At 67.9% G+C, this 25,685-nt stretch carries 26 protein-coding genes; 12 read left to right on the forward strand and 14 right to left on the reverse strand.

The window, feature by feature from the left end:
• Positions 1–22: 22 nt before the first annotated feature.
• The 7 genes from AB0H88_RS45415 to rpsF all read right to left on the reverse strand — a co-directional run bounded on the left by AB0H88_RS45415 (position 23) and on the right by rpsF (position 4,436).
• Positions 23–766 carry an amino acid ABC transporter ATP-binding protein gene (locus AB0H88_RS45415; RefSeq protein WP_357655298.1) on the reverse strand — a complete coding sequence of 248 codons (744 nt, stop codon included), beginning with the start codon at positions 764–766 and terminating at the stop codon, positions 23–25.
• The gene (locus tag AB0H88_RS45420; protein WP_357655300.1) at positions 763–1,611 is read right to left on the reverse strand and encodes an amino acid ABC transporter permease; all 849 of its coding nucleotides are present in this window, start codon (positions 1,609–1,611) and stop codon (positions 763–765) included. Before AB0H88_RS45420 ends, AB0H88_RS45415 begins: the two co-directional genes overlap by 4 nt.
• Positions 1,612–1,696: 85 nt before the next feature.
• On the reverse strand, positions 1,697–2,563 hold the full coding sequence (locus tag AB0H88_RS45425) for an ABC transporter substrate-binding protein (protein WP_357655303.1): 867 nt from the start codon (positions 2,561–2,563) through the stop codon (positions 1,697–1,699).
• Positions 2,564–2,718: 155 nt separating this feature from the next.
• Complete coding sequence (gene rplI / locus AB0H88_RS45430; RefSeq protein ID WP_357655304.1) at positions 2,719–3,165, reverse strand: 50S ribosomal protein L9; 447 nt, start codon at positions 3,163–3,165, stop codon at positions 2,719–2,721.
• A gap of 15 nt (positions 3,166–3,180) precedes the next feature.
• Positions 3,181–3,417, reverse strand: a complete 237-nt coding sequence (gene rpsR / locus AB0H88_RS45435; protein WP_020543048.1) for a 30S ribosomal protein S18 — start codon at positions 3,415–3,417, stop codon at positions 3,181–3,183.
• A 62-nt stretch (positions 3,418–3,479) separates the two neighbouring features.
• On the reverse strand, positions 3,480–4,058 hold the full coding sequence (locus AB0H88_RS45440; RefSeq protein WP_357655307.1) for a single-stranded DNA-binding protein: 579 nt from the start codon (positions 4,056–4,058) through the stop codon (positions 3,480–3,482).
• 87 nt (positions 4,059–4,145) lie between these two features.
• Positions 4,146–4,436: a 30S ribosomal protein S6 gene (rpsF, locus tag AB0H88_RS45445; protein WP_026214314.1), complete on the reverse strand. Its 291-nt coding sequence runs from the start codon at positions 4,434–4,436 to the stop codon at positions 4,146–4,148.
• A 177-nt stretch (positions 4,437–4,613) separates the two neighbouring features.
• On the opposite strand from rpsF, the gene AB0H88_RS45450 reads away from it, so the two are divergent.
• Entirely contained in the window at positions 4,614–4,940 is a 327-nt protein-coding gene (locus tag AB0H88_RS45450; RefSeq protein ID WP_357655309.1) for a hypothetical protein, read from the forward strand.
• Positions 4,941–5,021: 81 nt separating this feature from the next.
• Here AB0H88_RS45450 and AB0H88_RS45455 read toward each other — a convergent pair whose 3' ends face one another.
• Positions 5,022–5,201 carry a hypothetical protein gene (locus tag AB0H88_RS45455; RefSeq protein WP_357655312.1) on the reverse strand — a complete coding sequence of 60 codons (180 nt, stop codon included), beginning with the start codon at positions 5,199–5,201 and terminating at the stop codon, positions 5,022–5,024.
• A gap of 72 nt (positions 5,202–5,273) precedes the next feature.
• Between AB0H88_RS45455 and AB0H88_RS45460 the strand changes: the two genes are divergently transcribed.
• Entirely contained in the window at positions 5,274–6,017 is a 744-nt protein-coding gene (locus AB0H88_RS45460; protein WP_225300942.1) for a deoxyribonuclease IV, read from the forward strand.
• 63 nt (positions 6,018–6,080) lie between these two features.
• On the opposite strand, the gene AB0H88_RS45465 is transcribed toward AB0H88_RS45460, so the two are convergent.
• The 4 genes from AB0H88_RS45465 to AB0H88_RS45480 all read right to left on the reverse strand — a co-directional run bounded on the left by AB0H88_RS45465 (position 6,081) and on the right by AB0H88_RS45480 (position 11,631).
• Complete coding sequence (locus AB0H88_RS45465; RefSeq protein ID WP_357655315.1) at positions 6,081–7,145, reverse strand: mannosyltransferase family protein; 1,065 nt, start codon at positions 7,143–7,145, stop codon at positions 6,081–6,083.
• A 2-nt stretch (positions 7,146–7,147) separates the two neighbouring features.
• Positions 7,148–8,467, reverse strand: a complete 1,320-nt coding sequence (locus AB0H88_RS45470; protein ID WP_357655317.1) for a glycosyltransferase 87 family protein — start codon at positions 8,465–8,467, stop codon at positions 7,148–7,150.
• On the reverse strand, positions 8,464–11,013 hold the full coding sequence (locus AB0H88_RS45475) for a transglycosylase domain-containing protein (RefSeq protein ID WP_357655319.1): 2,550 nt from the start codon (positions 11,011–11,013) through the stop codon (positions 8,464–8,466). Before AB0H88_RS45475 ends, AB0H88_RS45470 begins: the two co-directional genes overlap by 4 nt.
• A 231-nt stretch (positions 11,014–11,244) precedes the next feature.
• Entirely contained in the window at positions 11,245–11,631 is a 387-nt protein-coding gene (locus AB0H88_RS45480) for a DUF5318 family protein (RefSeq protein ID WP_357655322.1), read from the reverse strand.
• A 133-nt stretch (positions 11,632–11,764) separates the two neighbouring features.
• Between AB0H88_RS45480 and AB0H88_RS45485 the strand changes: the two genes are divergently transcribed.
• The gene (locus AB0H88_RS45485) at positions 11,765–12,346 is read left to right on the forward strand and encodes a PadR family transcriptional regulator (RefSeq protein WP_357655325.1); all 582 of its coding nucleotides are present in this window, start codon (positions 11,765–11,767) and stop codon (positions 12,344–12,346) included.
• Positions 12,347–12,359: 13 nt separating this feature from the next.
• A complete protein-coding gene (locus tag AB0H88_RS45490) occupies positions 12,360–13,439 on the forward strand; it encodes an inositol-3-phosphate synthase (protein ID WP_357655327.1) in 1,080 nt (359 codons plus the stop codon).
• A gap of 51 nt (positions 13,440–13,490) precedes the next feature.
• Here AB0H88_RS45490 and idi read toward each other — a convergent pair whose 3' ends face one another.
• On the reverse strand, positions 13,491–14,093 hold the full coding sequence (gene idi / locus AB0H88_RS45495) for an isopentenyl-diphosphate Delta-isomerase (RefSeq protein ID WP_357655329.1): 603 nt from the start codon (positions 14,091–14,093) through the stop codon (positions 13,491–13,493).
• A gap of 91 nt (positions 14,094–14,184) precedes the next feature.
• Here idi and AB0H88_RS45500 point away from each other — a divergent pair, with 91 nt between their 5' ends.
• On the forward strand, positions 14,185–15,474 hold the full coding sequence (locus tag AB0H88_RS45500) for an MFS transporter (RefSeq protein ID WP_357655330.1): 1,290 nt from the start codon (positions 14,185–14,187) through the stop codon (positions 15,472–15,474).
• 10 nt (positions 15,475–15,484) lie between these two features.
• Here AB0H88_RS45500 and AB0H88_RS45505 read toward each other — a convergent pair whose 3' ends face one another.
• Positions 15,485–16,906: a CCA tRNA nucleotidyltransferase gene (locus AB0H88_RS45505; RefSeq protein ID WP_357655396.1), complete on the reverse strand. Its 1,422-nt coding sequence runs from the start codon at positions 16,904–16,906 to the stop codon at positions 15,485–15,487.
• Between the two features lie 149 nt (positions 16,907–17,055).
• Between AB0H88_RS45505 and AB0H88_RS45510 the strand changes: the two genes are divergently transcribed.
• The 7 genes from AB0H88_RS45510 (at position 17,056) to trxB (ending at position 25,679) form a co-directional block, all read left to right on the forward strand.
• A complete protein-coding gene (locus AB0H88_RS45510; protein WP_357655332.1) occupies positions 17,056–17,580 on the forward strand; it encodes a YbaK/EbsC family protein in 525 nt (174 codons plus the stop codon).
• Between the two features lie 47 nt (positions 17,581–17,627).
• Positions 17,628–19,751 (forward strand): DUF6049 family protein, encoded by a 2,124-nt coding sequence (locus tag AB0H88_RS45515; RefSeq protein WP_357655335.1) that lies wholly within the window; start codon positions 17,628–17,630, stop codon positions 19,749–19,751.
• Positions 19,748–21,361, forward strand: coding sequence for a murein biosynthesis integral membrane protein MurJ (murJ, locus tag AB0H88_RS45520; protein ID WP_357655338.1), 1,614 nt, complete (start codon positions 19,748–19,750; stop codon positions 21,359–21,361). The genes AB0H88_RS45515 and murJ overlap by 4 nt, the downstream gene beginning before the upstream one ends.
• A 166-nt stretch (positions 21,362–21,527) precedes the next feature.
• Positions 21,528–23,042, forward strand: a complete 1,515-nt coding sequence (locus tag AB0H88_RS45525) for a protein kinase family protein (RefSeq protein WP_357655341.1) — start codon at positions 21,528–21,530, stop codon at positions 23,040–23,042.
• Between the two features lie 16 nt (positions 23,043–23,058).
• A complete protein-coding gene (sigM, locus tag AB0H88_RS45530; protein WP_357655344.1) occupies positions 23,059–23,694 on the forward strand; it encodes an RNA polymerase sigma factor SigM in 636 nt (211 codons plus the stop codon).
• On the forward strand, positions 23,684–24,586 hold the full coding sequence (locus AB0H88_RS45535; RefSeq protein WP_357655346.1) for a zf-HC2 domain-containing protein: 903 nt from the start codon (positions 23,684–23,686) through the stop codon (positions 24,584–24,586). Before sigM ends, AB0H88_RS45535 begins: the two co-directional genes overlap by 11 nt.
• A gap of 160 nt (positions 24,587–24,746) precedes the next feature.
• Positions 24,747–25,679 (forward strand): thioredoxin-disulfide reductase, encoded by a 933-nt coding sequence (gene trxB, locus AB0H88_RS45540; protein ID WP_357655399.1) that lies wholly within the window; start codon positions 24,747–24,749, stop codon positions 25,677–25,679.
• Positions 25,680–25,685 lie beyond the last annotated feature (6 nt).

The raw sequence follows: 25,685 nt of genomic DNA on the forward strand, positions 1-25,685 counted from the left end.
ACGAACGTTCGTGGATGCCCGGCTAGAGGCGCCCGGAGTCCAGCACGGCCCGTAGGAAGTCCCTCGTACGGGCATGCTCCGGGTCGGTGAAGATCAGCTCCGGTGGGCCCTTCTCCAGCATGACCCCGCCGTCCAGGAAGCACACCGTGTCGGAGATGTCGCGGCAGAAACCCATCTCGTGCGTCGCCAGGATCATCGTCATGCCTGAGTCCTTGAGCTCCCTGATGACCTGGAGCACCTCCACCACCAGCACCGGGTCGAGCGCCGAGGTGACCTCGTCGAGCAGCATCAGCCGTGGCTTGGTGGCCAGCGCGCGGACGATGGCCACCCGCTGCTGCTGGCCGCCGGAGAGCTGGTCGGGGTAGGAGCGGGCCTTGTTCGCCAGCCCGAACCGGGCCAGCAGCTCCCCCGCCTGTTCCTCCGCCGCGGCCTTGGCCACCCCGTGCACCCGCCGGGGCGCGAGCGTGATGTTGTCGAGCACCGTCATGTGCGGGAACAGGTTGAACGCCTGGAACACGATGCCCAGCCGCCTGCGTACGTCGTCGACGTCCGCGCGAGGGTCGGTGATCTCCTGCCCGTCGAGGTGGATCGCGCCGTCGTCGATGGTCTCCAGCAGGTTGACGCAGCGCAGCAGCGTGGACTTGCCCGACCCTGAGGCGCCGATCAGGCTGACCACCTCGTGCGGGCGTACCTCCAGGTCGATGCCGCGCAGGACGCTGTGGCCGCGGAAGTTCTTCCACACCCCGTCGATGGTCAGCAGGCTCATCCGCGCCTCCTTCGTGTACGCGCGGCCAGGTGGTCGGTGAAGCGCGCCAGCGGGATCGTGAGCAGGATGAACAGCAGCGACGCCACCAGGTAAGGCGTGTAGTTGAACTTGCTGGCCGCGATGATCTGCGCCGACCTCAGCGCCTCCAGCGGCCCGATGGTGGCCACCAGCGCCGTGTCCTTCTGCAGGGAGATGAAGTCGTTGAGCAGCGGCGGGACGACCCGGCGGGTGGCCTGTGGGAGCACGACGAAGCGCATCGCCTTGACGTGGCTCAGACCGAGCGAGCGGGCCGCCGCCACCTGGCTGGGATGGACCGACTCGATGCCCGCGCGGAACACCTCGGCCACGTACGCGCCGTACGAGAGCGTCAGGCCGATGATGCCGAGCGTGGCAAGATCCGTCGGAATGCCCTGCAGCCTGAGCGCGGGCAACCCGAAGCCGACCAGGTAGATGACCAGGATCGTCGGCACGCCGCGGAAGATGTCGGTGTAGAGCGTGGCCAGCGCCCGGACCGGGAAGAAGGCGGGCGCCGTGACGGTGCGGGCCAGGGCCACCAGCACCCCGACGAGCAGGATCAGCGGCTCCGCGATCAGGAAGATCTTGATATTGAGCAGGAACCCGGTCAGGACCTCCGGCCACGCCTTGACGAACCACTCCGGGTTGAAGAACGACTCCCGCACCCGCGGCCAGCCGGGCGAGTGGGTGACCACCACCACGGCGAGGACGAGGAAGACGATCGTCGAGGCACTGGCGATGGACGTCGAGCGCCGGGCCCGCGACTTGCGGACCCGCTCGCGTTCGAGCTGCCGCTCGCTCTTGACCCAGCCCGCGGCGCTCTCACTCACTCCAGCTCACTCACTTCAGGCTCATTAACCTCAAGCACACTCACCTCAAGCGCACTCACCTCAAGCTCTCTCACCTGAAGCTCGCTCACTTCAGCTCGGGCGCGCCCGCGGCCGCGCTGAGCCACTGCTGCTCGATCTTGGTCAGCTCGCCCTTGGACTTCAGCGCGTCGACGGCCTTGTCGACGCACGGCTTGAGCGCGCCGCCCTTCTCCATGACCAGGCCGAACTCCTCCGGCGTGCCTCCGGTCGAGCTGAACTGGCCGACGATCTTCGACTTCTCGACCTGCGCGGCCGTCACGTAGAAGGCCGTGGGCAGGTCCACGACGACCGCGTCGACCTGCTTGTTCTTCAGCGCGTTGATGGCGTCGATCTGATCGGTGTAGACGTTGGGCTCGGCACCGGGCTTGATGACCTCTTTGACCGCGTTGAGGGATGTTGTGCCGACCTGTACGCCTATCTTGGCGTCCTTGAGCTCGGCCAGGCTCTTCGCGCCGGCGAACTTGCCGTCCTCCATGGCCACGATGGCCTGCTTGACCGTGTAGTAGCCGTGGCTGAAGTCGACCGCCTTGGCCCGGTCGGGGGTGATCGAGACCTCGTTGATGTCGAAGTCGAACTGCTTGGCCCCCGGTGCGAAGGCCGAGTCGAACTTGACCGTGCTCCACTGCACCTCGGAGCGGTCGAAGCCGAGCTCACCCGCGACGGCGAACGCGACCGCGCTCTCGAAGCCCTGGCCGTTGCTCGGGTCGTCGTCCTTGAACCACGGCTCGAAGGCGGGCTTGTCGGTGGCGATCGTCAGTTTGCCCGCGTTGACGAGCTTGAGCTGGTCCTTGGTGCACGCGGTGGACGCCGTGGGACTGAGCGTGGCGCCGCTCGGCGGAGTGTCGGCGGGGGCGCAGGCGACGGCCGCCGCCGCGAGCACGCCAACGGCCAGCAGCATCGAGGGTCGGGCCATGGCTGGGGGCCTCCAGGGAAGGGGCGCGGGAAGAACGAGCAAATCCTACGCTGCCGGAGCGTGAACTATGTCCCCCACCTGCACCCATACCGGCCATAGAGACACCGCTGCCCCCTCTCGCGGGCGAGAGGGGGCAGCGGCGAGGCTGAGAGTCGTCAGCCGGCGACGACCTCGACGTCGACCGACGCCGAGACCTCGGGGTGCAGCTTGACGCTGACCTTGTGCGAGCCGACGCTCTTGATCGGGTTGACGATCTCGATGCGACGGCGGTCGAGGATCGGACCGCCGGCGGCCTTGACGGCATCGGCGACGTCACCCGTGGTGATCGACCCGAACAGGCGGCCGGAGTCGCCCGCGCGGGTGACCAGGCGCACGCGCAGGGCGCCGAGCTGGCCGGCGACCTCCTTGGCCGTGCCCAGGTCGCGGATCTCGCGAGCGTCACGAGCCTTCTTGATCGACTCGATCTGCTTCTCGGCGCCACGCGTCCAGCGCATGGCGTAGCCGCGCGGGATAAGGAAGTTACGGCCGTAGCCGTCCTTGACCTCGACGATGTCGCCAGGGGTGCCGAGGCCGGAGACCTCGTTGGTGAGGATGAGCTTCATATCGACAGTCCTCCCTTAGCGCGCGGTGCTCGTGTAAGGCAGCAGAGCCACCTCACGGGCGTTCTTGATCGCGGTCGCCACGTCACGCTGGTGCTGGGTGCAGTTGCCCGTCACCCGGCGGGCCCGGATCTTGCCGCGGTCGGAAATGAACTTCCGCAGCAGAGCCGTGTCCTTGTAGTCGACGTAGGAGATCTTGTCATGGCAGAACAGGCAAACCTTTTTCTTGGGCTTGCGCAGTGCCGGCTTTGCCATCGTGGTGCTCCTTTCAGAGCCCCGCCGTCAAGCGGGAATGGACTCGAGCTGGTGAACTGGAATTAGAAAGGCGGTTCGTCGCTGAAGTCGTTGCCGCCGCCGAAGCCGCCGGAGCCGCCGGAGCCGCCCTGCTGACCGCCGCCCTGGTAGCCGCCACCGCCACCGCCGCCGCCGAAACCGCCGCCGCCCTGGGGCGGAGCGGGCGACGCGGAGGCCCACGGGTCGTCGGCCGGGCCGCCACCGAAACCGCCGCCGCCACCGCCGCCACCCTGACGGGTGGTGCGGTTGACCTTGGCCGTGGCGTTACGCAGAGACGGGCCGACCTCGTCGACCTCGACTTCGTAGACCGTGCGCTTCTCGCCTTCCTTGGTCTCGTAAGACCGCTGCTTGAGCCGCCCCTGCACGATGACCCGCATGCCGCGCTGGAGGCTCTCGGCGGCGTTCTCCGCCGCCTGCCGCCACACGTTGCACGTCAGAAAGAGGCTTTCGCCGTCTTTCCACTCGTTGGTCTGGCGGTCCATGAACCGCGGAGTGGACGCGATGCGGAATCGAGCCACGGCTTGACCCGTGGGGGTGAAGCGCAGCTCCGGGTCGTCGACAAGATTGCCGACGATGGTGATTACGGTGTCGCCTGCTGCCATGGCTTGCGCTCGCCTTCCTGCACGCCTTCGCTTTGGTTACGGCTCAGAGTACGGCTGCCGCCCGACAAAAAGCCGGGCAACGGCTGCTTAGTGCACGTCGGGGCGGAGAACCTTGGTGCGCAGGATGCCCTCGTTGAGGTTCATCTGCCGGTCGAGCTCCTTGACCGTCGCGGGCTCCGCGGACAGATCGATGACGGCGTAGATGCCTTCAGACTTCTTGTCGATGTCGTAGGCAAGACGGCGACGGCCCCAGACGTCGACCTTCTCCACAGTGCCGCCGTCGTTGCGGACGACAGTGAGGAACTGGTCGAGGGACGGCGCCACAGTGCGCTCATCGAGCGAAGGGTCCAGAATGACCATTACTTCGTAACGACGCATGCGGGACTCCAACCTCCTCTGGACTTTTGCGGTCACGACACTCTGCCGTGACAGGAGGACGCTGACGTCAGGACCCGGACGCCCCTTTCGGCGTCCCAGGCTGATGGATCACCCATCACAACGCAGCTTGACCAGGTTACCAGCCGCTCGCGGATGGGAAGGACCTGTAGGAAACCCATGGGGGTGACATTAGTGCCGCACATCCTTCAACCACCGGAGACCCAGCGGTTCAGACTCACGCTCAACAGCGACGGGGCGCCGCACCCGATCGAGAACGTCCTGGCCATCGCCACACTCGCGTGCGGGCTGGTGGCCTTCGTCTCGACGTTCTTCGTCACCGCCCACCCGATCTCCGCGTGGTTCGGCACGCTTGGATTTGGGATGGGGCTCTACTCCCAGTACGTCTCGGTGACCACGCCCCAGCGCTCCCTGAACATCATCGGCCTGGTGGCGTCGTTCGTCGGCGTCGCGCTCGGCATCGCGCACGGCGGATTCCTGCCGTAAAGCGGCCTGTGCCCCGCGTGCCGTAAAGCGGCCTGTGCCCCGCGAAACGGTCCCGGCCGGGCCGGGACCGTTCGTCTCAGGTCATTTACCGATATGCAGATCCACACCGAGCAGCACCAGGAACCAGAGGAAGACCGCGAGGAGCGCCTCCGCGATGTTCCGCAGGATCCCCGGGGTGATGTAGTGGTAGACCCAGGCCACATAGATGCCGATAAGAACCCAGAATAAGAAGATCAGTGAGCGCCAGCGCCAGCGCGTCATATCGTTCTCCTCGCGTAGGGGGCGCCTGGCGACTTCCCTGAGCCCTCTGCTCCAAACGGATAAGCTCGTGACATGGTGCGCATCGGAGCTCACGTAGGTCAGGACGACCCAGCCGCCCACGCCGCCGCGATCGGGGCCGAGGTGGTGCAGTTCTTCCTGGGCGATCCACAGGGCTACAAGAAGCCCGTACTGCCGGCCGAGCCGGTCGAGGGCGTCGACATCTACATCCACGCGCCCTACCTGATCAACGTGGCCACCACCAACAACCGCATCAGGATTCCCAGCCGCAAGCTGCTCGCCCAGCACCTGGAGGCGGCGGCCGGGCTCGGCGCCAAGGGCCTGATCGTGCACGGCGGCCACCTGAACAAGAACGAGGACCCGCAGATCGGGTTCGACAACTGGCGCAAGGTGTTCGAACGCATGGAGTGCCCGATCCCGGTGCTGATCGAGAACACCGCGGGCGGCGACAACGCGATAGCCCGCCGGCTCGATCGCATCGCCCGGCTCTGGGACGCGCTCGACGGCTTCGACGTGGGCTTCTGCCTCGACACCTGCCACGCGCACGCGGGCGGGGAGGAGCTCCTCGACCTGGTCGACCGGGTCAAGGCGATCACCGGGCGCATTGACCTGGTGCACTGCAACGACTCGCGCGACGAGTTCGACTCCGGTGCCGACCGGCACGCCAACCTGGGCAACGGGAAGATCGACCCCGAGCTCATCCTGGCGGTCTGCCGCGCGGCCGCCGCGCCCATCGTGGTGGAGACGCCCGGCGAGGGTCAGGCCGACGACATCGCGTTCCTGAGGAAGAACCTCTAGCGAATACACACAGCCTGTGGATAACTTATCTGGATTACCGAGTCCCGGAAGTGGGTATGGAGATCATCCTGCCCACGCGCCGCTCAGGAAGCGGACCACGTCGAGCAGCATGAGCGGCCCCGACACCAGGGCGTACACCACCATCACCCATGGATGCCGGGCCACCAGCCGGCCGAACGCCACCCACAGCGGAAACCACAGCAGCAGCGAGCGCGGGATCGACAGGTAGTACGCCGAGGTCATGAGCGCCCCCGCCTGTAACCCCGTGTAGACCAGTTCGCTCCACCGGCGCATGACCAGCAGCCAGACGAGCGCGGCCACGGCCACCACCGCACCGGCCAGCTCCATGCGGAAGGCGATCGCGAAGTCACCCGCGCCCATGGCCGACTGCCACGTGGTGCTCCACGCCTGCCACGGCCACACCATCTGCCGTCCCCACCCGGCCTCCTGTGCGTGCTTCCAGGCGAGCCAGTCTCCCGAACGGCTGTAGTGGAAGAAGGAGTACGCCACCAGCGGCAGGAAGGGGACCAGCAGCCACGGCGCCCGCCGTATGGGCTGTCTGCTGGTGAGGAACTCCACGATCAACGCGACCGCCAGGAACAGCCCGGTGATGCGTACACAGGAGGCGCCCGCGGCCAGGGCGGTGGCGAGCGGCCATCGGCCCTGGCGGGCGGCCAGCCAGGCGGGGATCGCAAAGGCCAGGAACAGCGCCTCGCTGTAGCCGGCGACCAGGAAGACGGCCATCGGGAACAGCAGCAGCCCGGCCACCGCGGCCCACCCCGAGCCGCCCTCCCACTCCGTCAGCCTGGCCAGCGCCACCACCGCCACCAGACCGGCGACCAGCGAGACGATCAGCCCGCAGGCCGTCCAGTCCGGCACCACGAGGTGGACCACCCGCATCGCCAGCGGCAGTCCGGGGAAGAACGCGGGCAGCCCGGCGTCCGGCGGCCTGCCGGGATCGCCGTCGTAGCCGTGCTCGGCGATCGTGATGAACAGCCCGGCGTCCCACTTCCGCCAGGTGCCCACGTAGTCGTGCAGCGCGACTCCGAGCAGTGTCGCCACCAGCAGCCCGCCGCGCGAGGCGAACCAGAGGAGCGTCGCGTCGCGGTCGGCCGAGCGGGTGATCATCGCTAGGCCGGGCGCAGGGTGAACCGGTCCGGGGCGCCGTCGAAGACCCCACCGGCCTGGTCGTCGATGCCGGTCTGCCGGATGACGTCCTTGTCGGGACGCAGGATGTCACGTACCACGAAGGCCATCATGATGGCGATCGTGATGACCCGTCCCCATACGGCGGTGAAGTAGGTGTTGTCGCCGATGCCCAGGTCGGGACGGCTGACCGGAGACTGGGAGAGCAGATAGAGCCAGATCGCGCAGAAGTACCAGATCTCGGCGACCTGCCAGAGCGCGATCGGCTTCCAGTTGGGCCTGGCCAGCACCGCGAAGGGCACCAGCCACAGGACGAACTGCGGCGACCACACCTTGTTCGTCATCATGAACGCGGCCAGCGCGAGGAAACAGATCTGCGCCAGTCTCGGCCGGCGCGGCGCCATCAGCGTGAGGGCCGCGATGCCCAGGCACAGCAGGCCCAGCGAGACCATGCCCAGGCGGCTGACGTCGGTGTCACCCAGGACCGGCCAGCCCTTGTTCTGGAAGAACAGCCACGGCGAGCCCCAGTCGACGCCGCGTTCCTCGGAGAAGACGTAGAACCGGCGCCAGCCGTCCCAGGCCAGCACCATGAACGGCACGTTGACCACCAGCCACGACCCGGCGGTCGCGCCCATCGTGACGAGGAACGGCCGCCAGCGCGCGGTGCGCATGGTGAGCAGCAGGAGTGCGCCGACGAACATGATCGGGTAGAACTTCGTCGCGATCGCCAGGCCGAGCAGCACGCCCGCCAGCACCTGCCGCTGCCGGGCCCAGGCCAGCAGCATGCCCATCGACAGCGCGCCCGCGACCAGGTCCCAGTTGATGTAGGCGGCCAGGACGATCGAAGGGGCGAGCGCGTACCAGAGCGCGTCCCACCGCCTGGTCGGACCCGCCACCGCCGCCATCAGCAGCACGCCGGCCACCAGGCAGACGCCGAGCAGGATGACGGTGATGTCGTAGAACCTGACCGCCTGGGCGGCCACGTCGCGCTCCAGCCAGCGGGCGATCCAGCTGATCACCTGCATGACCTCGCCGAGGACCACCGGGTATTCGACGTGCTTGTCGAACGGCACGTCGGCGAAGTAGGGGTTCTGCGTCGCCAGCTGCCGATCGAAGTAGAGCGGGTAGATATCGGTGTAGCAGAAGTTCGTGTACGTCGAGACCTGGTCGTTCCACCCGCCCGTGCGGCAGGGCAGCCGCACGATGTAGGCGAGCGTGGCCCCCAGGGCCGCGAACAGCCCCAGGGGAAGGTACGGCACGGCCCGGTTCATGAGCGGTGGGCGGACCTCGGTGCTCGAGTTCACCAGTCCTCGCGTCTGCTCGGCATCGGTCCGGGAACGATGACCGGATTGGATCCCCGGCCCTGGTGGCCCCGCCCGTCGAAACCGCCGCCGTCGTCCTGCGGCTGGCCGTTCTGGTTGGGGTCGACCGTGATGATCTGGTCGGGGTCGTCGCCGGTGCACGGCGGGACGACGCCGCAGTTGGCGTTGGGGTCCTCGAGCGACGGGTCCTCGGTGGCCTTCGGCGTGGGCGTCGGGCTCGGCACGATGTTCTCCGGCTGCCCGATGTCGGCCCTGGTGGGGAACTGCTCGACCGGCTTGTTCTGGAGTGCGGCGGTCATGAACGCGCGCCAGATCGTCGTGGGCGTATCCGCGCCCTCGAAGCCCAGCGTCGTCTCAAACGCCGTGGTGTAGGGCTTGTTGACGTTGTATCTCTTGGAAGGCTTGCCCCCCGGGGTAATGGGGCAATTCGAGTTGATGGGCTGGACGACCCTGCCCTTCTTCGTCTTGCACACCTCGCGGTACATACCCACTGCGGTAGAAAGCTGCGGGGTGTAACCGACGAACCAGGCTTCCTTCTCGTCGTTGTTCGTGCCGGTCTTGCCCGCCGCCGGGCGGTTGCCCAGGCCCTTGCCCGCCGCGGTGCCGCTCCGCAGCACCTCCTGCATGGCGATCGTCGCGTCGGCGGCGGCCTCCGGGCTGATCACGTTCTTGACGGCCCGCTGCTCGGGGTAGGCGATCTGCTTGTTCAGCTTGATCTCCTTCACCACGTGATATTTGGTGTACCTGCCGGCGTTGGCGAAGATCGAGTATCCGGCCGCCTGCTCCACGGCGGTCACCGGTGCGCTGCCGATGGCGAACCCGTAGCCGTGGTCATCGACGTCCTTCTCCATACGCGTCTTGCTGAACCCGGCCGCCTCGACGAGGTTCTTGACGTCCTTGATCTGCTCGGGCAGCGCGAACGCCATCGACACGTAGGCGGTGTTGACGGACTGCGCGGTCGCTTTGACCACGTCGATCGAGGCGCCCACGTTGTGGCTGTTCTTGAATCCGCCGGGCTGCTGCCCCGGCAACTCCTTCGGCACCGTGACGCTGCCCGGCACGTAGCTGTTGATCGAGTATCCGGCCTTCAGCCACGCGGCCAGGACGTAGGGCTTGAACGCGGAGGCGGCCTGCTTGGCCGAGTCGAAGGGCTCGTTCCACGGGTCCTTGAGGTAGTCAGTGCCTCCGTAGAAGGCCACCACGCGGCCGTTCTTGGGGTCGACGGCGGCGAGACTGGTGTGGAACTCCTTCGACTTGCCCCTTGTCGACTCCAGCACCGCGGTCTTGGCGGCCTGCATGAGCCTCTTGTCGAAGGTGGTGATGATCTCGTAGCCGCTGCTCTTGATGGCATCCTCGGTGATGCCGCGGGCCTCGAGCTCCCGGGTCACCGCCTCGAGCATGTAGCCGTTGAGACCCGCGTAGGCGCTGTCCGTGTTGGACTTCTTGATCTTGGGCCACTCCGCCGTCTTCGCTTCCGCGGCGTACTTGTCCGGCCACTGCTTGGCCATGTAGTCCAGGACGGTCTTCCAGCGGAATTTCAGCGCGGGCGCCTCGGAGTCCCAGCTCGGCGTCTGGATGTGCGCGGCCAGGTAGGCCGCCTGCGACAGGGTGAGGTTCGAGGCATGCTTGCCCTTGCCGAAGTACGCCTCGGCCGCCGCCTCGACGCCGTAGGCCCGGCCGAAGTTGACGGTGTTGAGGTAGGTCTGAAGAATGTCCTCTTTGGTCTTCGTCTGGTTGATCTTGACCGCGATGAAGATCTCGCTGACCTTGCGCTTGATCGAGACTTCCGAGCTGAGGCCGCCGTAGTATCCGCGGGCCATCTGCTGGGTGATCGTCGAGGCGCCCTGCAACTGCTGGCCTGTCGCGGTCATCCACAGCGAGCGGGCCATGCCGGAGATGGAGATGCCGGAGTCCTCGTAGAACGTATCGTTCTCGATGGCCACCGTGGCGTCCCTGAGCTTCGGGGACATCTGGTCGATCTTAATGATCTTCCGGGGCGTGCCGAGCTTGGCGATGACCGTCTTGCCGTCGGAGTAGTAGACGGTGCTGCCCTGTGCGGTCGCTCCGGCCTGCGTGTCATTCTCGTCGGGCACCGGAGTGTTGACGTAGGCCACCGCGATCATGCCGAAGATGCCGGCCGCGAGGACCGTCGTCGAGGCCATGACGATCTTCCAGCTGGGGATGAAGCGGCGCCACTTCGGCCGCTCGTCCTCGGGCCGCTCAGGACCCTCGGGACCGCCGGGGCCGCCAGGCCCTTGCGGTCCGCCGGAGCCTCGCCCGCGCGCCCGCCTGGGCGCGTCGCTGATCATGGTCTCCTGGTTGCTGCGGGCGCGGGTGTCGTATTCGCCTTCGCCGCGCGAACGCGAGCCTTCACGGCCGCTCTGGCGCCGCCCCGGCTCGCGCGGCGCGGCCTCGCGCCGTCCCGGCTGGCGGGGGCCGGGACCACCCGGACCCGGCTGCTGGGGGCCTGGTTGCGGCATGCCCGGCTGCTGGGCGCCCATTTGCTGGGGGCCTGGCTGGGCGGCCATCGCTCCGGTCTGCTCGTACGCGGCCTCCGGCCGACGCTGAGGCTGTGCCGCCCCCCAGCCCGCTTCGCCGGTTTGCGGCGAACTGTCTTGGGGCACAGAACGGGATGAGTTGGAGCGACGGCGCCTTCCAGGCCGAGCCGTCCCCTCATTGCTGCTGTTACTCACACGTCCTCGCAACGTCGTCGGATAGCACGGCGGATGGGCGTGGGGCTCCTCGCCGCCCTCGGTCTTCTACGGTCGCCCGACGCGGGCCGGCGGTCCGTTGCCGAGGACGAACGACACCGTCAGGTGGTTCCAGGAACAACCTTGACAGACCTCGACGACGTACACCCGGAACTCATCGTAATCATGGGCCCTGTCGGCGAGTTCCGACGCGACCTCTGCCTCACCGGCATGGCGTCCCGGAGAATTCCCGGAGACGTAGGTCACGTTGGTGACGTTCTCCCTCTCGCACACCGGGCAGAGGTGTTCGGTCGGTTCGCCGAAGTGGCGCGCCGCGCGAAGGAGGTACGGCTGTGCGTCACGAATATCCCCAGGCGAGGTACGCCTGGGGTGCAGGGAGCCGACCACCGCCCGCTTGGCAAGGCCGTAGTCCACCACCTTTCCCTGTGACCACATGAGCGCCAGACTACGGCGTTTTGCCGAATCCTCCCAACGCCTTGGCAAAGTCGTTAATTGCGGCGATATAGCGGCGCGACGTATCATCGGGATGTATCGGCTCGATACATCGACGTGAGAGGGGGCGGTTCCAGTGGCCAGCGGACAGGGCAGAGTGCTGGAGCTGGCCGTGCTCGGGTCGCTGCACGAGACGCCGCTACACGGCTATGAGCTGCGCAAACGGCTCAATGCCTTGCTGGGCATGTTCCGCGCCTTCTCCTACGGGTCGCTCTACCCCTGTCTGCGCTCACTGCTGGAACAGGGCCTCATCGTGGAGGAGCAGCCGGCGCCCGCCGCGATCGTCGGAGGCCGGTCAAAGATCGTCTACAAGCTGACCGCGGAGGGCAAGGAACGGCTCCAGGACCTGCTGACGCAGGCAGGGCCGTCCGCGTGGGAGGACGAGAGTTTCGGCGTCCACTTCGCGTTCTTCCGGCACACGGAGGCAGAGGTGAGACTGCGGATCCTCGAAGGCCGCCGCAGCCGCCTGGAGGAACGCCTCGACAGCGTGCGCACCGCCCTGGCCCGCACCAGGGAGCGCCTCGACAGCTACACGCTCGAACTGCAACGTCACGGGCTCGAATCGGTCGAACGCGAGGTGCGGTGGCTGAACGAGCTGATCGCGACAGAGAGACGGGGCTCCTCTGAGGAGAACCCCGAGAGATCAACTGATGAGTAAGGGAGCGAGTGCGATGGGTTCGGTTCGCGTGGCCATTGTCGGTGTTGGCAACTGCGCGGCGTCACTGGTTCAGGGCGTTCACTATTACAAGGACGCCGACCCGGCCACACGGGTGCCGGGCCTGATGCACGTGAAGTTCGGCGACTATCACGTGGGCGACGTCGAGTTCGTCGCCGCGTTCGACGTCGACGCCAAGAAGGTCGGCCGCGACCTGTCCGAGGCGATCGGCGCCAGCGAGAACAACACGATCAAGTTCGCGGACGTGCCGCCCACTGGGGTTATCGTCCAGCGCGGTCATACCTACGACGGACTTGGCGAGTACTACCGCGAGATCATCGAAGAGTCCGACGAGTCGCCGGTCGACGTCGTCCAGGCGCTCCGCGACAGCCAGGTGGACGTCCTGGTGTCCTACCTCCCGGTGGGCTCCGAGGCGGCCGACCGCTTCTACGCACAGTGCGCGCTGGACGCCAAGGTGGCGTTCGTCAACGCGCTGCCGGTGTTCATCGCCTCTGACCCGGAATGGGCGGAGAAGTTCACCGCGGCCGGTGTGCCGATCGTCGGCGACGACATCAAGTCGCAGGTCGGCGCCACCATCACGCACCGCGTGCTGGCCAAGCTGTTCGAGGACCGCGGGGTCGAGCTGCTGCGCACGTACCAGCTCAACGTCGGCGGCAACATGGACTTCATGAACATGCTGGAGCGCAAGCGCCTCCAGTCGAAGAAGATCTCCAAGACGCAGTCGGTCACCTCGCAGATCCCGCACGAGATGGCCAAGGCCGACGTGCACATCGGCCCGTCGGACCACGTGCCGTGGCTCGACGACCGGAAGCTGGCTTTCGTACGGCTGGAGGGGCGCTCGTTCGGCGACACGCCGCTCACCCTGGAGTACAAGCTGGAGGTGTGGGACTCGCCCAACTCGGCGGGGATCATCATCGACGCGGTGCGGGCCGCCAAGATCGCCCTCGACCGGGGGATCGCGGGCCCGATCCTGAGCGCGTCCTCCTACTTCATGAAGTCGCCGCCGGTCCAGTACTCGGACGACGACGCGCGCGACTACGTCGAGAAGTTCATCCGCGGCGAAGTGGACAGATAGGTCCGTGATCCGGCGCCGCGCACTCCGCGCGGCGCCTCATGAATCAACGTCTCACAAACCCGTAGGGGCAGCGCTTCGGGCGGCCGGAGGCAGCTCCTCCGCCGGGGCCGGGCGCCAGTCCAGGGGGTTGGTGCCCAGTTCGTTCAGCATGGGGACCTGTTCGCGGCACCATGGGCTGATCGCCAGCAGGGTGCTCAGGACACCGTCCGCGAACTCCTTCCAGGGCATCCACCGGATTTCGTCAACCTCGTCCGGGTTCGGGATGGCGGAGGCGTCGACCGTCACGCGGTAGACGGGACAGAGCTCATGTTCGACGATGCCGTTGGGCATGACCGCGCGGTAGGTGAACGTCGGCAGCATGAGATCGGCCCGCTCGACCGTCAGACCGAGCTCGTGAGACAGCCTGCGGATGACCGCGTGGTCCAGCGCCTCGCCGGGTAGCGGGTGGCCGCAGCAGCTGTTGGTCCACACGCCCGGCCAGGTCAGTTTGCGCGCGGCGCGCCTGGTGAGCAGGACCCGGCTGTCCTCGTCGAAGACGTAACTGGAGAACGCCAGGTGGAGCGGAGTTTTCTGGCCGTGCACCGTGGTCTTGGGTGCGGTGCCGATCGCGTTGCCGTCACTGTCGACCAACACCACGTGTTCTTCCGTCGTCACGCTTCGAAGCGTACGTGATCATGTTGCCCGCTGGCGACGAATGACTGCCTGCTGTACCAACCTGTGAATCGGGCGGAAGTAGGCTGACTGCGTGTCATTCGTCGCCGATCTTCGCGTGGTCCTGAAGGGCAGGGACTTCCGACGGCTGTTCGCCACCCGGCTGGTCTCCCAGTTCTCCGACGGGGTCTTCCAGTTCGCCGTGGTCGGGTTCGCCTTCTTCAGTCCTGAGACGCAGACCACGGCTCTGCAGGTGGCCGCGGGGCTGGCCGTGCTGCTGCTGCCGTACAGCATCCTCGGCCCGTTCGTCGGCGTCTTCATCGACCGCTGGTCGCGGCGGCAGATCCTCGTCGTCGCGCCGCTCGTGCGCGGCGCGCTGCTGGTCGTGGCGGCGGCGCTGGTCGCCGCCGACGTGCCCGACACGGTCTTCTACGCGGCCGCGCTCGGCGTGCTCGCGGCCAACCGGTTCTTCCTGGCCGCCCTCGGCGCGTCGCTGCCGCACGTGGTGCCGGCGGACCGGCTGATGGCCGCCAACGCGGTCACGCCCACCTCGGGCACGGTTTTCACCTTCCTCGGCGCCGGGGTGGGGTTCCTGCTGCGGGAGCTGTTCGGCAGCGGCGACTTCGGCGTGGCGCTGCTGTTGGCCGTCTCGGGCGTGGTCGCCGGGCTGAGCGCGCTGATCGCCCGCACGATGGAGCGCTCGCTGCTCGGCCCCTCCTTCGACCCCGGGCGGCCGCAGGCGCGCGAGGCCGTGCGCAACGTGCTCGTCGGCCTCGCCGACGGCGCCAAGCACCTGGTGGGCCACCGCACGGCCGCCGCCACGATGGGCGCGATGGCGACACATCGGTTCATGTACGGCATGGCGACCGCGCTCGGCATCATCCTCTACCGCTACTACTTCTCCGGCGGCGACTCCGAGGTGGCGCTGCGTGGGCTCAGCCTGGTCGTGGCCACCTCGGGTGTCGGCTTCTTCCTCGCGGTGATCGTCACTCCGTGGGCCACCGCGCGGTTCACGATCGAGCGGTGGGTGCCGATCGCACTGGTCGTGGCCGGCGTGCTCACTGCGGTGCTGGTCGTGCCGTTCCAGCCGTGGAGCCTGCCGATCGCCGGGTTCGTGCTCGGCATCGCCGGGCAGAGCGTCAAGATCTGCGCCGACGTCACGGTCCAGCGCGACGTGGAGGACGCCTACCTGGGGCGGGCCTTCTCGATCTACGACATGCTCTTCAACGGCATGTACGTGCTGGCGGCCGCCCTGTCCGCGGCGATCCTGCCCGCCAACGGCAAGTCGTACGCGGCCGTGGTGATCGTGACGGCCGGTTACCTGGCGGGCGCCCTGATCTACCGGATGATCATCCCGACGCCGCGCGCCGCGGCCTCCCGCTGACTCCCCTTGATCAGGCCGGCGCCGTGTCCCCGGCGGGTGACACGCCGCTCTCCCGCGCCCACTCCAGCAGCGCCTCGGTGGCCGTCTCCTTGCCGACCATCCCCTTGTCCAGGCGGAGCTCCAGCAGGAACTTGTACGCCCGCCCGACGATAGGACCGGGACCCACGCCGAGGATCCGCTGGATCTCGTTGCCGTCGAGCTCCGGACGGATCTTGGCCAGCTCCTCCTCGTCGGCCAGCCGGGCGATGCGCTCCTCCAGCTGGTCGTACGTCCGCGACAGCGCGGTCGCCTTGCGCTTGTTGCGGGTCGTGCAGTCGGCTCTGGTCAGCTTGTGGAGCCGGTCGAGCAGATGACCGGCGTCGCGCACGTAGCGGCGCACCGCGCTGTCGGTCCACTCGCCCGTGCCGTAACCGTGGAAGCGCAGGTGCAGCTCCACCAGCTGCGACACGTCGGCCACCACGTCCTTGGGGAACTTGAGCTCGGTCATGCGCTTCTTGGCCAGCTGCGCCCCCACCACCTCGTGGTGATGGAAGGAGACCCGCCCGCCCGCCTCGTGCCGCCGCGTCTTGGGCTTGCCGATGTCGTGCAGCAGCGCGGCCCAGCGCAGGATCCGGTCGGGCTTGCCGTCGTCCTCCTGGGCGATGGCCTGGTCGAGGACGGTCAGCGTGTGCTCGTAGACGTCCTTGTGCCGGTGGTGCTCGTCGATCTCCAGGCGCAGCTTGGGCAGCTCGGGCAGCACGTGCGCGGCCAGGCCGGTCTCGACCAGCAGGCGCAGGCCCTCGCGCGGGTAGGTGCCGCAGGTCAGCTTGTCGAGCTCGTCACGGATGCGCTCGGCCGAGACGATCTCGATGCGCTCCGCCATGTCGGTCATCGCCGCGATCGCCTTGGCGTCGACCGTGAAGCCGAGCTGCGAGGCGAACCTGGCGGCCCGCAGCATGCGCAGCGGGTCGTCGTCGAAGGACTGCTCGGGCGTGCCCGGCGTGCGCAGCAGCTTGGCCGACAGGTCGGTCAGGCCGCCGTAGGGGTCGACGAACTCGTGCGCCGGCAGCCGCACGGCCATCGCGTTGACCGCGAAGTCGCGCCGCTCCAGGTCGGCCTCCAGCGTCTCGCCGTACATGACCTCCGGCTTGCGGGACTTGGGGTCGTACGACTCGCTGCGGTAGGTGGTGATCTCCAGCAGCGAGCCGCCCTTCCGCACGCCGACCGTGCCGAAGTCGATGCCGATCGTCCACACCGAATCAGCCCAATCACGGACCATTTCCAGGACCCGTTCGGGCCGGGCATCGGTGGTCAGGTCGAGATCGTTGCCCACGCGGCCGAGCAGGATGTCGCGCACCGGGCCGCCGACGAGGGCCAGCTCATGCCCATGCGTGGCGAACAACCGGCCGAGCTCGTCGGCCACCGGAGCGATCTTGCGGAACAGGTCGGTCATGGCCCGCTGCTGGCTTTCGGTCAGATTTGAGTCGGACAAGCTGGGTAGGTCCTTTGATTCCGGAACATATCCCCCGAGCAATATCGAGTCGGGGTTACCGTCGGTCAGGGGACCGTCGGGGGCCATGGAACCAGGCCAGGAGGTCTTCTATGAAGGACGCCCTCGCGATCCACCGCTGGCTCCTCGCACACCAGGTCCATCATGAGATCGTACGCCTTCCGCGCCCCATGACTTGCGTGGACGAGTTGCCCGATGCGGTCTCCGCCGCGCCCGAGCGCTGCGTGGCGGTCACGGTGTTCGAGGTCGCCACGAGAATCGGCCGCGAGGTCGTCGTCGCCGTGGTCTCCGCCGTCTCGGACCCACCGCAGGCCGGGGCCGTCTGCGGCGCGCTCGGCGTACGGGAGGTACGCCCCGCCCCCGACTTTCTGGTCAATTCCGTCACCGACTACGCGGCCGGGCTCGTCAGCCCGTTGCTGCTGCCCGAGGGCCTGGCCGTGGCGCTGGACGACCGCCTCCGCGCCGATGCCGACGCGATCTTCACGGCCACTGGGGAACGCCACACGGCCCTCTCCATGCGCGCCCTTGACCTGCTGACACTCCTGCCCGGCAAGACGGTGAACCTGCGGATCCCGAGGCCCAGAGGATCCCGCCAGGCGGTCGCGATACGGCACTGAGCCCGTACCATTGCGGGCGTGCGTCGTACTCCAGCTCGGGCGGACGCGTGATCCGTAAGGTCTCGCTTGTCGCCGTACTGTCCGCCGCGTTGCTCGCGCCCATGGCCGCGACGACGCCGAGTACTGCTGCCACGAAGACGCCGGGCACGGCCGCCGCGAAGACGAGCAGGCAGTCGATGGCCGTGTCGATCACGTCCATCACACCCGACACACCATCGAGCCTGACCACGCAGATCAAGATCACCGGTGTGGTCCGCAACGACACGGCCGAAGCGATGACCAACCTGCGGGTCCGGCTGCGTTACTCGGCGCAGAAGTTCACCGACCGGGCCACCATGTCCGCCTACCAGACTGACCCGAACCCGGCGACCTTGCCTTCTCAGGTCTCGACGCGGACGCCCGCCTCTTTCCTGGACATCCCGGCGCTGGAGGCGGGTGCCTCCAAGACCTTCGAGCTTCTGGCGACGCCCGTGCAGCTGGGGTTTACGTCGTTCGGCGTCTATCGCATAGCCGTCGACGTGGCCCGGTTCGACGTGCCGATCGTCACGCAGCGCACCTACCTGACGTACGCGCCGCCGACCCCGCAGAAACTGCCGCGCAACCGGCTGGCCATCGCGCTGCCCATCATCGACCAGACGCATCGCGCCGAGAACGACAACTTCGTCGACGACAAGCTGGGCTCGCAGCTGACCGGCAAGGGCCGGCTCGCCGAGCTGGCCGGCATCGCCGCCACGGCCCCCAAGAGCGTCACCTGGTTCGTGGACCCCGCGCTCCTGGACGACGCGCAGACTCTGTCCCGCAAGCACCGGCTCAAGTCCAAGGACCAGGCCGCCGACCCCAACGCCGCGCAGTGGCTCAACTCGCTGCGCACCGCGCTGGCCTCCTCTCCGGTCGTGGCCACCCCGTACGCCGATCCCGACGTCGCCGCGCTCGCCCATCAGGGGCTGGACGGCCAGACCGCCACGGCGATCACGATGGGTCACCAGGTCGCCACGGAGCTGCTCAAGCGCGACGTGTCGCTGACGACGAACTGGCCGGTCGCGGGCGTGCTCGATGCCGACGCGCTCGACCTGCTCAACGTCGCCAAGGTCGACCGGGTCCTGCTCAACTCCACGAACCTGCCGCCGCAGCCGCCGGTCGCGTTCACGCCCGACGCCGTCACCACGCTCGACGCCGTCGAGGGGCCGGTCACCGCGCTGGTCGCCGACGCGCAGCTCACGCGCACCTTCGAGCCCGACTCCACCGCGCCGGACTCGGTCTTCCTGAACAAACAGCGCTTCATCGCCGAGACCGCGATGGTCGCCGCCGAGCCTGGTCAGATCAATCCCCGGTCGCTGGTCATCGCACCCTCGCGCCGCTGGGACCCGAACCCGACGCTGGTCAACACCCTGCTCAAGACCGCGCGCACTCTGCCGTGGCTGAAGCTGACCCCGCTCGCCTCGCTCAAGCCGAGCAAGGCGTCCGTGCCCAGGGCCGCGCTCACCTACACCGACCAGGACCGCAAGGACGAGCTCAGCGCCAAATACCTCCGCCCGCTCAAGAACGTCGCCGAGAAGGCACAGCTCACCGCTCTGATCGCCGCGGAGCCCAAGCCGCACTCCGACTTCGACGCCGCGGTGCTCAGGCTGGCCTCCTCGTCCTGGCGCAACCACACGCGCGCGGGCCGCGCGGCCACCAAGCTGGTCGACGGGGCCGTCCAGACCCAGATGAACAAGATCTCGATCACGGGGGCCGACCCCGACCAGCTGCGCCAGCTGGCCGGGAGCAACGGCCAGGTGCCCATCAGCGTGAAGAATTCGATCGGTGAGACGATCGCCCTCTACATCGACGTGAAGAGCAACAACCCCGGAGTCCTCCAGATCGACCCCACGCCGTCCAAGAAGCTGCTGACGATCCTCAACGATCAGAACGGCGGCGTCCAGGTGCCGATGAGCGCGACGACCAGCGGTGACGCCACAGTGAGCGTCCAGCTGACGACCAGGAACGGTCTGCCGTACGGCAAGCCCGTCAAGCTGACGATCCGCACCACCGGCTACACGGGGATCGCCCTGGTCATCGTCGGGGCGGCGCTGGCGGTCATGCTCGCCGCGGTCGTGACACGGGTGCTAAGGCGCAGATCGCAGCGACGGCTCGCTCGGGCCGCAAAGAGCCGGGAGAGTGAGACCGTATGAGCCGCATGTTGCGGGCCAGCGCCATCATGGCGGCGGGCACGATGGTGTCCAGGGTCACGGGGTTCGTGCGGACGATGGTGCTCGCCTCGGCGATCGGCACCTTCGCCATGGGTGACGCCTACAACGCCGCGTACGCGATCCCGTACAGCATTCTCGACCTGCTGCTGCTGGGCGTGCTCAGCAGCGTCGTGGTGCCGATGATCGTCAAGGCGCAGCAGCGCGACTACGACGGCGGCCGGGCGTACGAACAGCGTCTCATGACGCTGGCCACGGCCGCGCTGTTGGTCGTCGCCGTGCTCGCCGTGCTGGCGGCCCCGCTGCTCATCGACCTCTACACCACCGACTGGCTGCCCGGCAGCCGCAAGTTCGAGGTCGCGGTGCTGCTCGCCCGGTTCATCCTGCCGCAGCTGGCCTTCTTCGGCGTCGGCGCGGTGGCCGGGGCCATTCTCAACACGCGAGACCGCTACGCGGCCCCCATGTGGGCACCGGTGATCAACAACCTCGTGGTCATCTGTGTGCTCGTGCTCTACATGGTGGTGGCCGGCAAGACGGGCGGCGACATCGCCCTGGTCACCAACGGCCAGATCGCGCTGCTCGGCCTGGGCACCACGGCGGGCATCGTGGCCCAGGCCGTCGTGCTGATCGTCGCGCTCAAGCGGATCGGGTTCTCCTTCGTCCCACGCTTCGACGTGCGCAACGCGCGGCTCGGCGAGATGGGCCGGGCCGGGATCTGGACCATCGGCTACGTGGTGGTCACGCAGCTGGGCTTCATGCTGACGACCAACCTGTCCAGCGCGGCGGGCGACGCGGTGCCCGGCCACGGCATCAGCCCGTACACCCTGGCCTTCCAGCTCTTCCAGCTGCCCTACGGCGTCATCGGCGTCTCGGTGATCACGGCCATGCTGCCCAGGATGAGCCGGGCGGTCGAAGCCGGGCAGCTCGGCGAGGTCCGCACCGAGTTCGGGTCGAGCGTGCGGCTGATCAGCTCGGTGATGGTCCCGGTGTCGCTGCTGCTGATGGTGCTCGGCCCGGCGATCACCGTGCCGTTGTACGCCCACGGCGTCACCTCGGCCGACGCGGCCGTCTACATCGGCAATGTGCTGCAGGTCTACGGCCTGGCGCTGGTGCCGTTCTCGATCTTCCAGTTGCTGCTGCGGGTCTTCTACAGCTTCGGCGACACCCGCACGCCCGTTTACGTGGGCGCGGCGACGACCGCGGTCAACGCGCTGCTGATGGTAGTCTTCAACGTCCTGCTGCCGGCCCGATACACGGTGATGGGGTTGGCCTTCGCCTATGCCGTCGCCTACACGATCGGGGCCGGCGGGGCCTGGATTCTCGCCGCCCGCCGGGTCAACGGGCTGGGCGGCTGGAAGATCGGGATGGCTCTGACGAGGATGTACCTGTCCGCGCTGCCCGCGGCGGTGCTGGCGCTGGTGGCCGTCTGGGCGGTTCAGGATGTGTTCGGCGGGCTCACCTTCCTCAACTCGGTGATCGCCTTGGCCGTGGGCGGCGGTCTGGGCATGCTGTTGTATCTGGGAGTGGCCCATCGCATGCGCATCCCGGAGATCAACTCGATCGTTGGGATGGTTGCCGGGCGGATAGGCAGGTAAGGAACGCGGGTGGAACCGGCGCGGCACTAGCATGGTGCCGACACGGCGCGAATGGAAGCAGGAGGGGCGTGGGCGGATCCACCTGGCATAGCGTGCCTACGTGGTACACCCCCACGCAGGTGATTCGAGTCATGAGCACCCCCGAGCGGCCGAGCGGAGTCAGTCAGTGAGCACGTCGTCGGTCGAACCCGGCACCCGTCTCGCCGAACGCTTCCGGCTGGAGGACAGGGTGACCGAGTCCGATGGCGCCACCCTGTGGAAGGCCATCGACGAGATCCTCGCCCGGCCCGTCGCGGTCCACACCTTCTCCCCTGACTTTCCCCGTGTCCACGAGGTGGTCACGGCCGCCCGCGCCGCCAGCAGACTCACCGATCCGCGCCTGACGCAGGTGTTCGACGCCGCCGAGCACGAGGATCATTCGTACGTGGTCAGCGAGTGGGTCACCGGCGACACCCTGGCCGATCTGCTCGCGGCCGGCCCGCTGGAGCCGGAGCGGGCCGCCGGCCTGGTCGCCGAGGCCGCCGAGGCGCTGGCCCACGCGCATGAGGCCGACCTCTACCACCTGTGCCTGCGCCCCGCGCACCTGGTGTGGACGACCGGCAACACGGTCAAGGTGCTCGGCGTCGCGGTCGACGCCGCCCTGTCCGGTCTCACCACCGACCAGCCCGCCCTCGACGACGCCGAGGGGCTGGGCCGCCTGCTGTACGCGGGGCTGTCCGGCCACTGGCCGGGCGACGAGGAAGAGGGCGGCCTGCCCACGGCGCCGATGATCGACGGGCATTTCTGCACGCCCCGCCAGGTCACCGCCGGAGTGCCCGGATACCTCGACGCCGTCACCATCAGGTCCTGCCTGCCCGAGTCCCGCAAGGGACAAGCCGTCCTGTCCAGCCCGTCCGAGATCGCCGACGCGCTCGCCAACGTGGCCCGGCCCATGCCGATCCCGATGGCTTATCCCCAGACGCCGGCGGTGCAGTCGGCCTCGCACTCCGAGGGCATCGAGACCGAGCGGCGTCCGCCGCGCCCGCCGCTGCCGACGCAGCCCAGACCCATGCCGCCCCGCGCGCCCAGCGGCGGCAGCATGCTCAACCGGGTGCTGATGACCGTCGTCGTGCTGCTCGTCATCGCCGCGGTCGGCGTCGGGGCCTGGACGATCGGCCGCAGCCTGGGCAGTCCGAACGCCCCGCAGGCGGAGACCTCCCCGAGCACCTCGACCTCCGCGTCGGCGCAGCCGATGGTCGTCGTGAAGCCGGAGAAGGCGACCGGCTTCGATCCGCTCGCCGACCGGGATGAGAAGAACGAGATGGCGCCGCTCGCCATCGACGGCAAGCCCAGCACGTTGTGGAAAACGGAGAATTACAACAGCGCCGACCTGGGCAATCTCAAGGCCGGCGTGGGATTGCTGCTCGATATGGGCAAGAGCATGCCGATCGGCGACGTGGTGGCTACGCTGGCCGATACATCGGGTGCGAGCGTCGAGCTGAAGGTCGGCGACTCGCCCGAGCTGGGCTCGCTGAAGACCGTCGCCAAGGAGAAGAACGGGTCCGGAAAGATCACCTTGAAACCTGATCAAGCCGCAAGCGGCCAGTACGTTTTGATCTGGTTTACCCGTCTTCCGGCAGATGCGGGCAAGTTTCATGGCACCATCTATGAAGTAGTGGTGCATTCTCCCGGATCGGCATAACCCAGGAATCCCTCTTGTGAACTCCCCACCCGAGCCACCTTCCTCCGCGGAACGGCCCGCCGTCACCGACGCCGAGCTGCTGACCGCGCACATCAATGGGGATCCTCACGCCTTCAGCGAGATCGTCAAGAGACACCGTGACCGCATGTGGGCCGTCGCCCTGCGCACGCTGGGCGATCCCGACGAAGCGGCCGACGCGGTGCAGGACGCCTTCGTCTCTGCCTACCGGAAGGCGAGCACGTTCCGCGGTGAGGCCGCGGTCACGACCTGGCTGCACCGGATCGTGGTGAATGCCTGCCTCGACCGGATGCGCCGCAAATCTGTCAGACCGGTCGCCGATGACGAGCTCATCGAGGCCGCCGAGCGTGACACGCCTATGCCCGACCAGACGGGTGAGCGTGAGGTTTCGATGGAGGTTTCAGCCGCTCTGAAAATGCTTCCCACAGACCAGCGGGCCGCGCTGGTGCTCGTCGACATGATGGGCTATTCGGTCGAAGACGCAGCTCAGGTGCTCGAGGTGCCCAGCGGGACGGTGAAGAGCCGGTGCGCGCGGGGGCGCGCGAAACTTGCCCCGATTCTTTCGCATCTGCGGAACCGATCGGACCTCAGTCGCGTCTCATCCGCGAAGGGAGCAGAACTTCGTGACGGGTGATACGCACTACGATCTGGAAATCCTGGCCGAGTTGGCCGAGGGTCTCCTAGACGCTGGCACGGCCCGCCAGGTCCGCGAGCATCTCGCGGTATGCGACCCCTGTGGGGAGCTACTGGCCGACCTGGCAGCGGTTCGCGAGGTGCTCGCGGCGACTCCGACACCGGCCATGCCGATGGGAGTCGCACTGCGCATCGACAAGGCGCTGGCCGCCGAGGCGGGATCCGCGCGCGGGGGTGGTGTCGGCCTGGCGGAACCCCCCAACTGGGATGAGCTCATGCGAGACTCCCCGTGGGAGCAGTCCCCTCGGGAGCCGGAGCACTCCCCCTGGGAGCCGGAGCCGGTACGCCTCGGAGTGGTCTCCGACGACGGCACCATCGTCCCAGCCAAGCACAAGACCGCACGACGGCGCCGATGGGCGATGCCCGCAGTCGCCGCTGCTGCCGCGGTGGCTGTGGTGGGCACCGCGGTGCTCTCCACCAGCCTGCTCGCGGGCGGTGGTGGTGGCACCATCGCCAGTGGGCAGCAGCAGCCGCATACCGGTGCGGCGTCGTCGCCGCCCAAGGTGGACAAGCGGGCCAGGGCGTACGCGCTGACCGACAGCGGGCACAACTACAGCGACCAGGAGCTGCGCCAGCCACTCGAAGGCTTCCTCGGGCCCGCGCCCATAGTGGGTGGTGGCTCCTCGGACATCGACGTGGTCGACAAGTGCGTCGGCCGGGTGGCGAACCGTACGAAGCTCAAGGTCTTCGCGGTCGACCAGGGGCAGTACAACGGGTCGGAGGCCATCATCGTGACCTCCTGGAAGAACAAGGCGAACAAGACGCTTCGCGTCGACATCGTCGACCCGTTCAACTGCAAGAACCTGCGTAAGCCCACGGTGGGGCGCTGGTAGCTCGCTGATCCCTTGATGCGCATGTGTTGACGCCCACGTCAGAGCCCGCTTCGGCGGGCTCTTTCGGTTTCGGCGTGCGTTGAGGACGGGGCCGGGAATCACGGCGGCCTAGGATCTGTTGAGGCGACAGGCAAGAGCAGACTAGGAAGGCGTGAGAGCGTTGAGCGACGTGCGTAACGTGATCATCATTGGATCCGGCCCCGCTGGATACACGGCGGCCGTCTACTCCGCGCGCGCCGAGCTCAAGCCGCTGGTCTTCGAGGGTTCGGTGACGGCGGGCGGCGCGCTGATGAACACCACCGATGTCGAGAACTTCCCCGGTTTCCCCGACGGCATCATGGGCCCCGATCTGATGGACAACCTGCGTAAGCAGGCCGAGCGGTTCGGCGCCGAGCTGGTCGCGGACGACGTACTCGAAGTGGACCTTGAGGCCAATCCCAAGGTGATCAAGACCCACAGCGAGACCTACTACGCCAAGTCGGTCATCCTGGCGATGGGTTCCGGCTACCGCGAGCTGGGCCTGCCCAACGAGAAGCGCCTGTCCGGGCGGGGTGTCTCCTGGTGTGCCACCTGCGACGGCTTCTTCTTCCGCAACAAGGACATCGTGGTCGTCGGCGGTGGTGACACCGCGATGGAGGAGGCCACGTTCCTGACCCGCTTCGGCCGCATGGTCACCGTCGTGCACCGCCGTGACGAACTGCGGGCCAGCAAGATCATGCAGGAGCGGGCGCTCGCGAACGACAAGATCCGCTTCGTCTGGGACACCGAGGTCGTTGACGTCCTCGGCACCGACAGGGTCGAGGCCGTCAAGCTGCGCAACCTCAAGACCGGCGAGGAAACCGAGCTGGCCACCGACGCACTGTTCATAGCGATCGGCCACGACCCGCGCAGCGAGCTGGTCAAGGGCCAGATCGACCTCGACGACGACGGCTACGTCAAGGTCGCCGCGCCCAGCACGGCGACCAACGTCGACGGCGTCTTCGCCGCGGGCGACGTCGTCGACCACATCTACCGGCAGGCCATCACCGCGGCCGGCACCGGCTGCTCGGCGTCACTCGACTCCGAGCGCTGGCTGGCCTCGAACGACAACTAAGGAGCG

Origin of the sequence: Nonomuraea sp. NPDC050680 (assembly GCF_040654555.1) — a bacterium.
Classification (GTDB): Bacteria; Actinomycetota; Actinomycetes; order Streptosporangiales; family Streptosporangiaceae; genus Nonomuraea.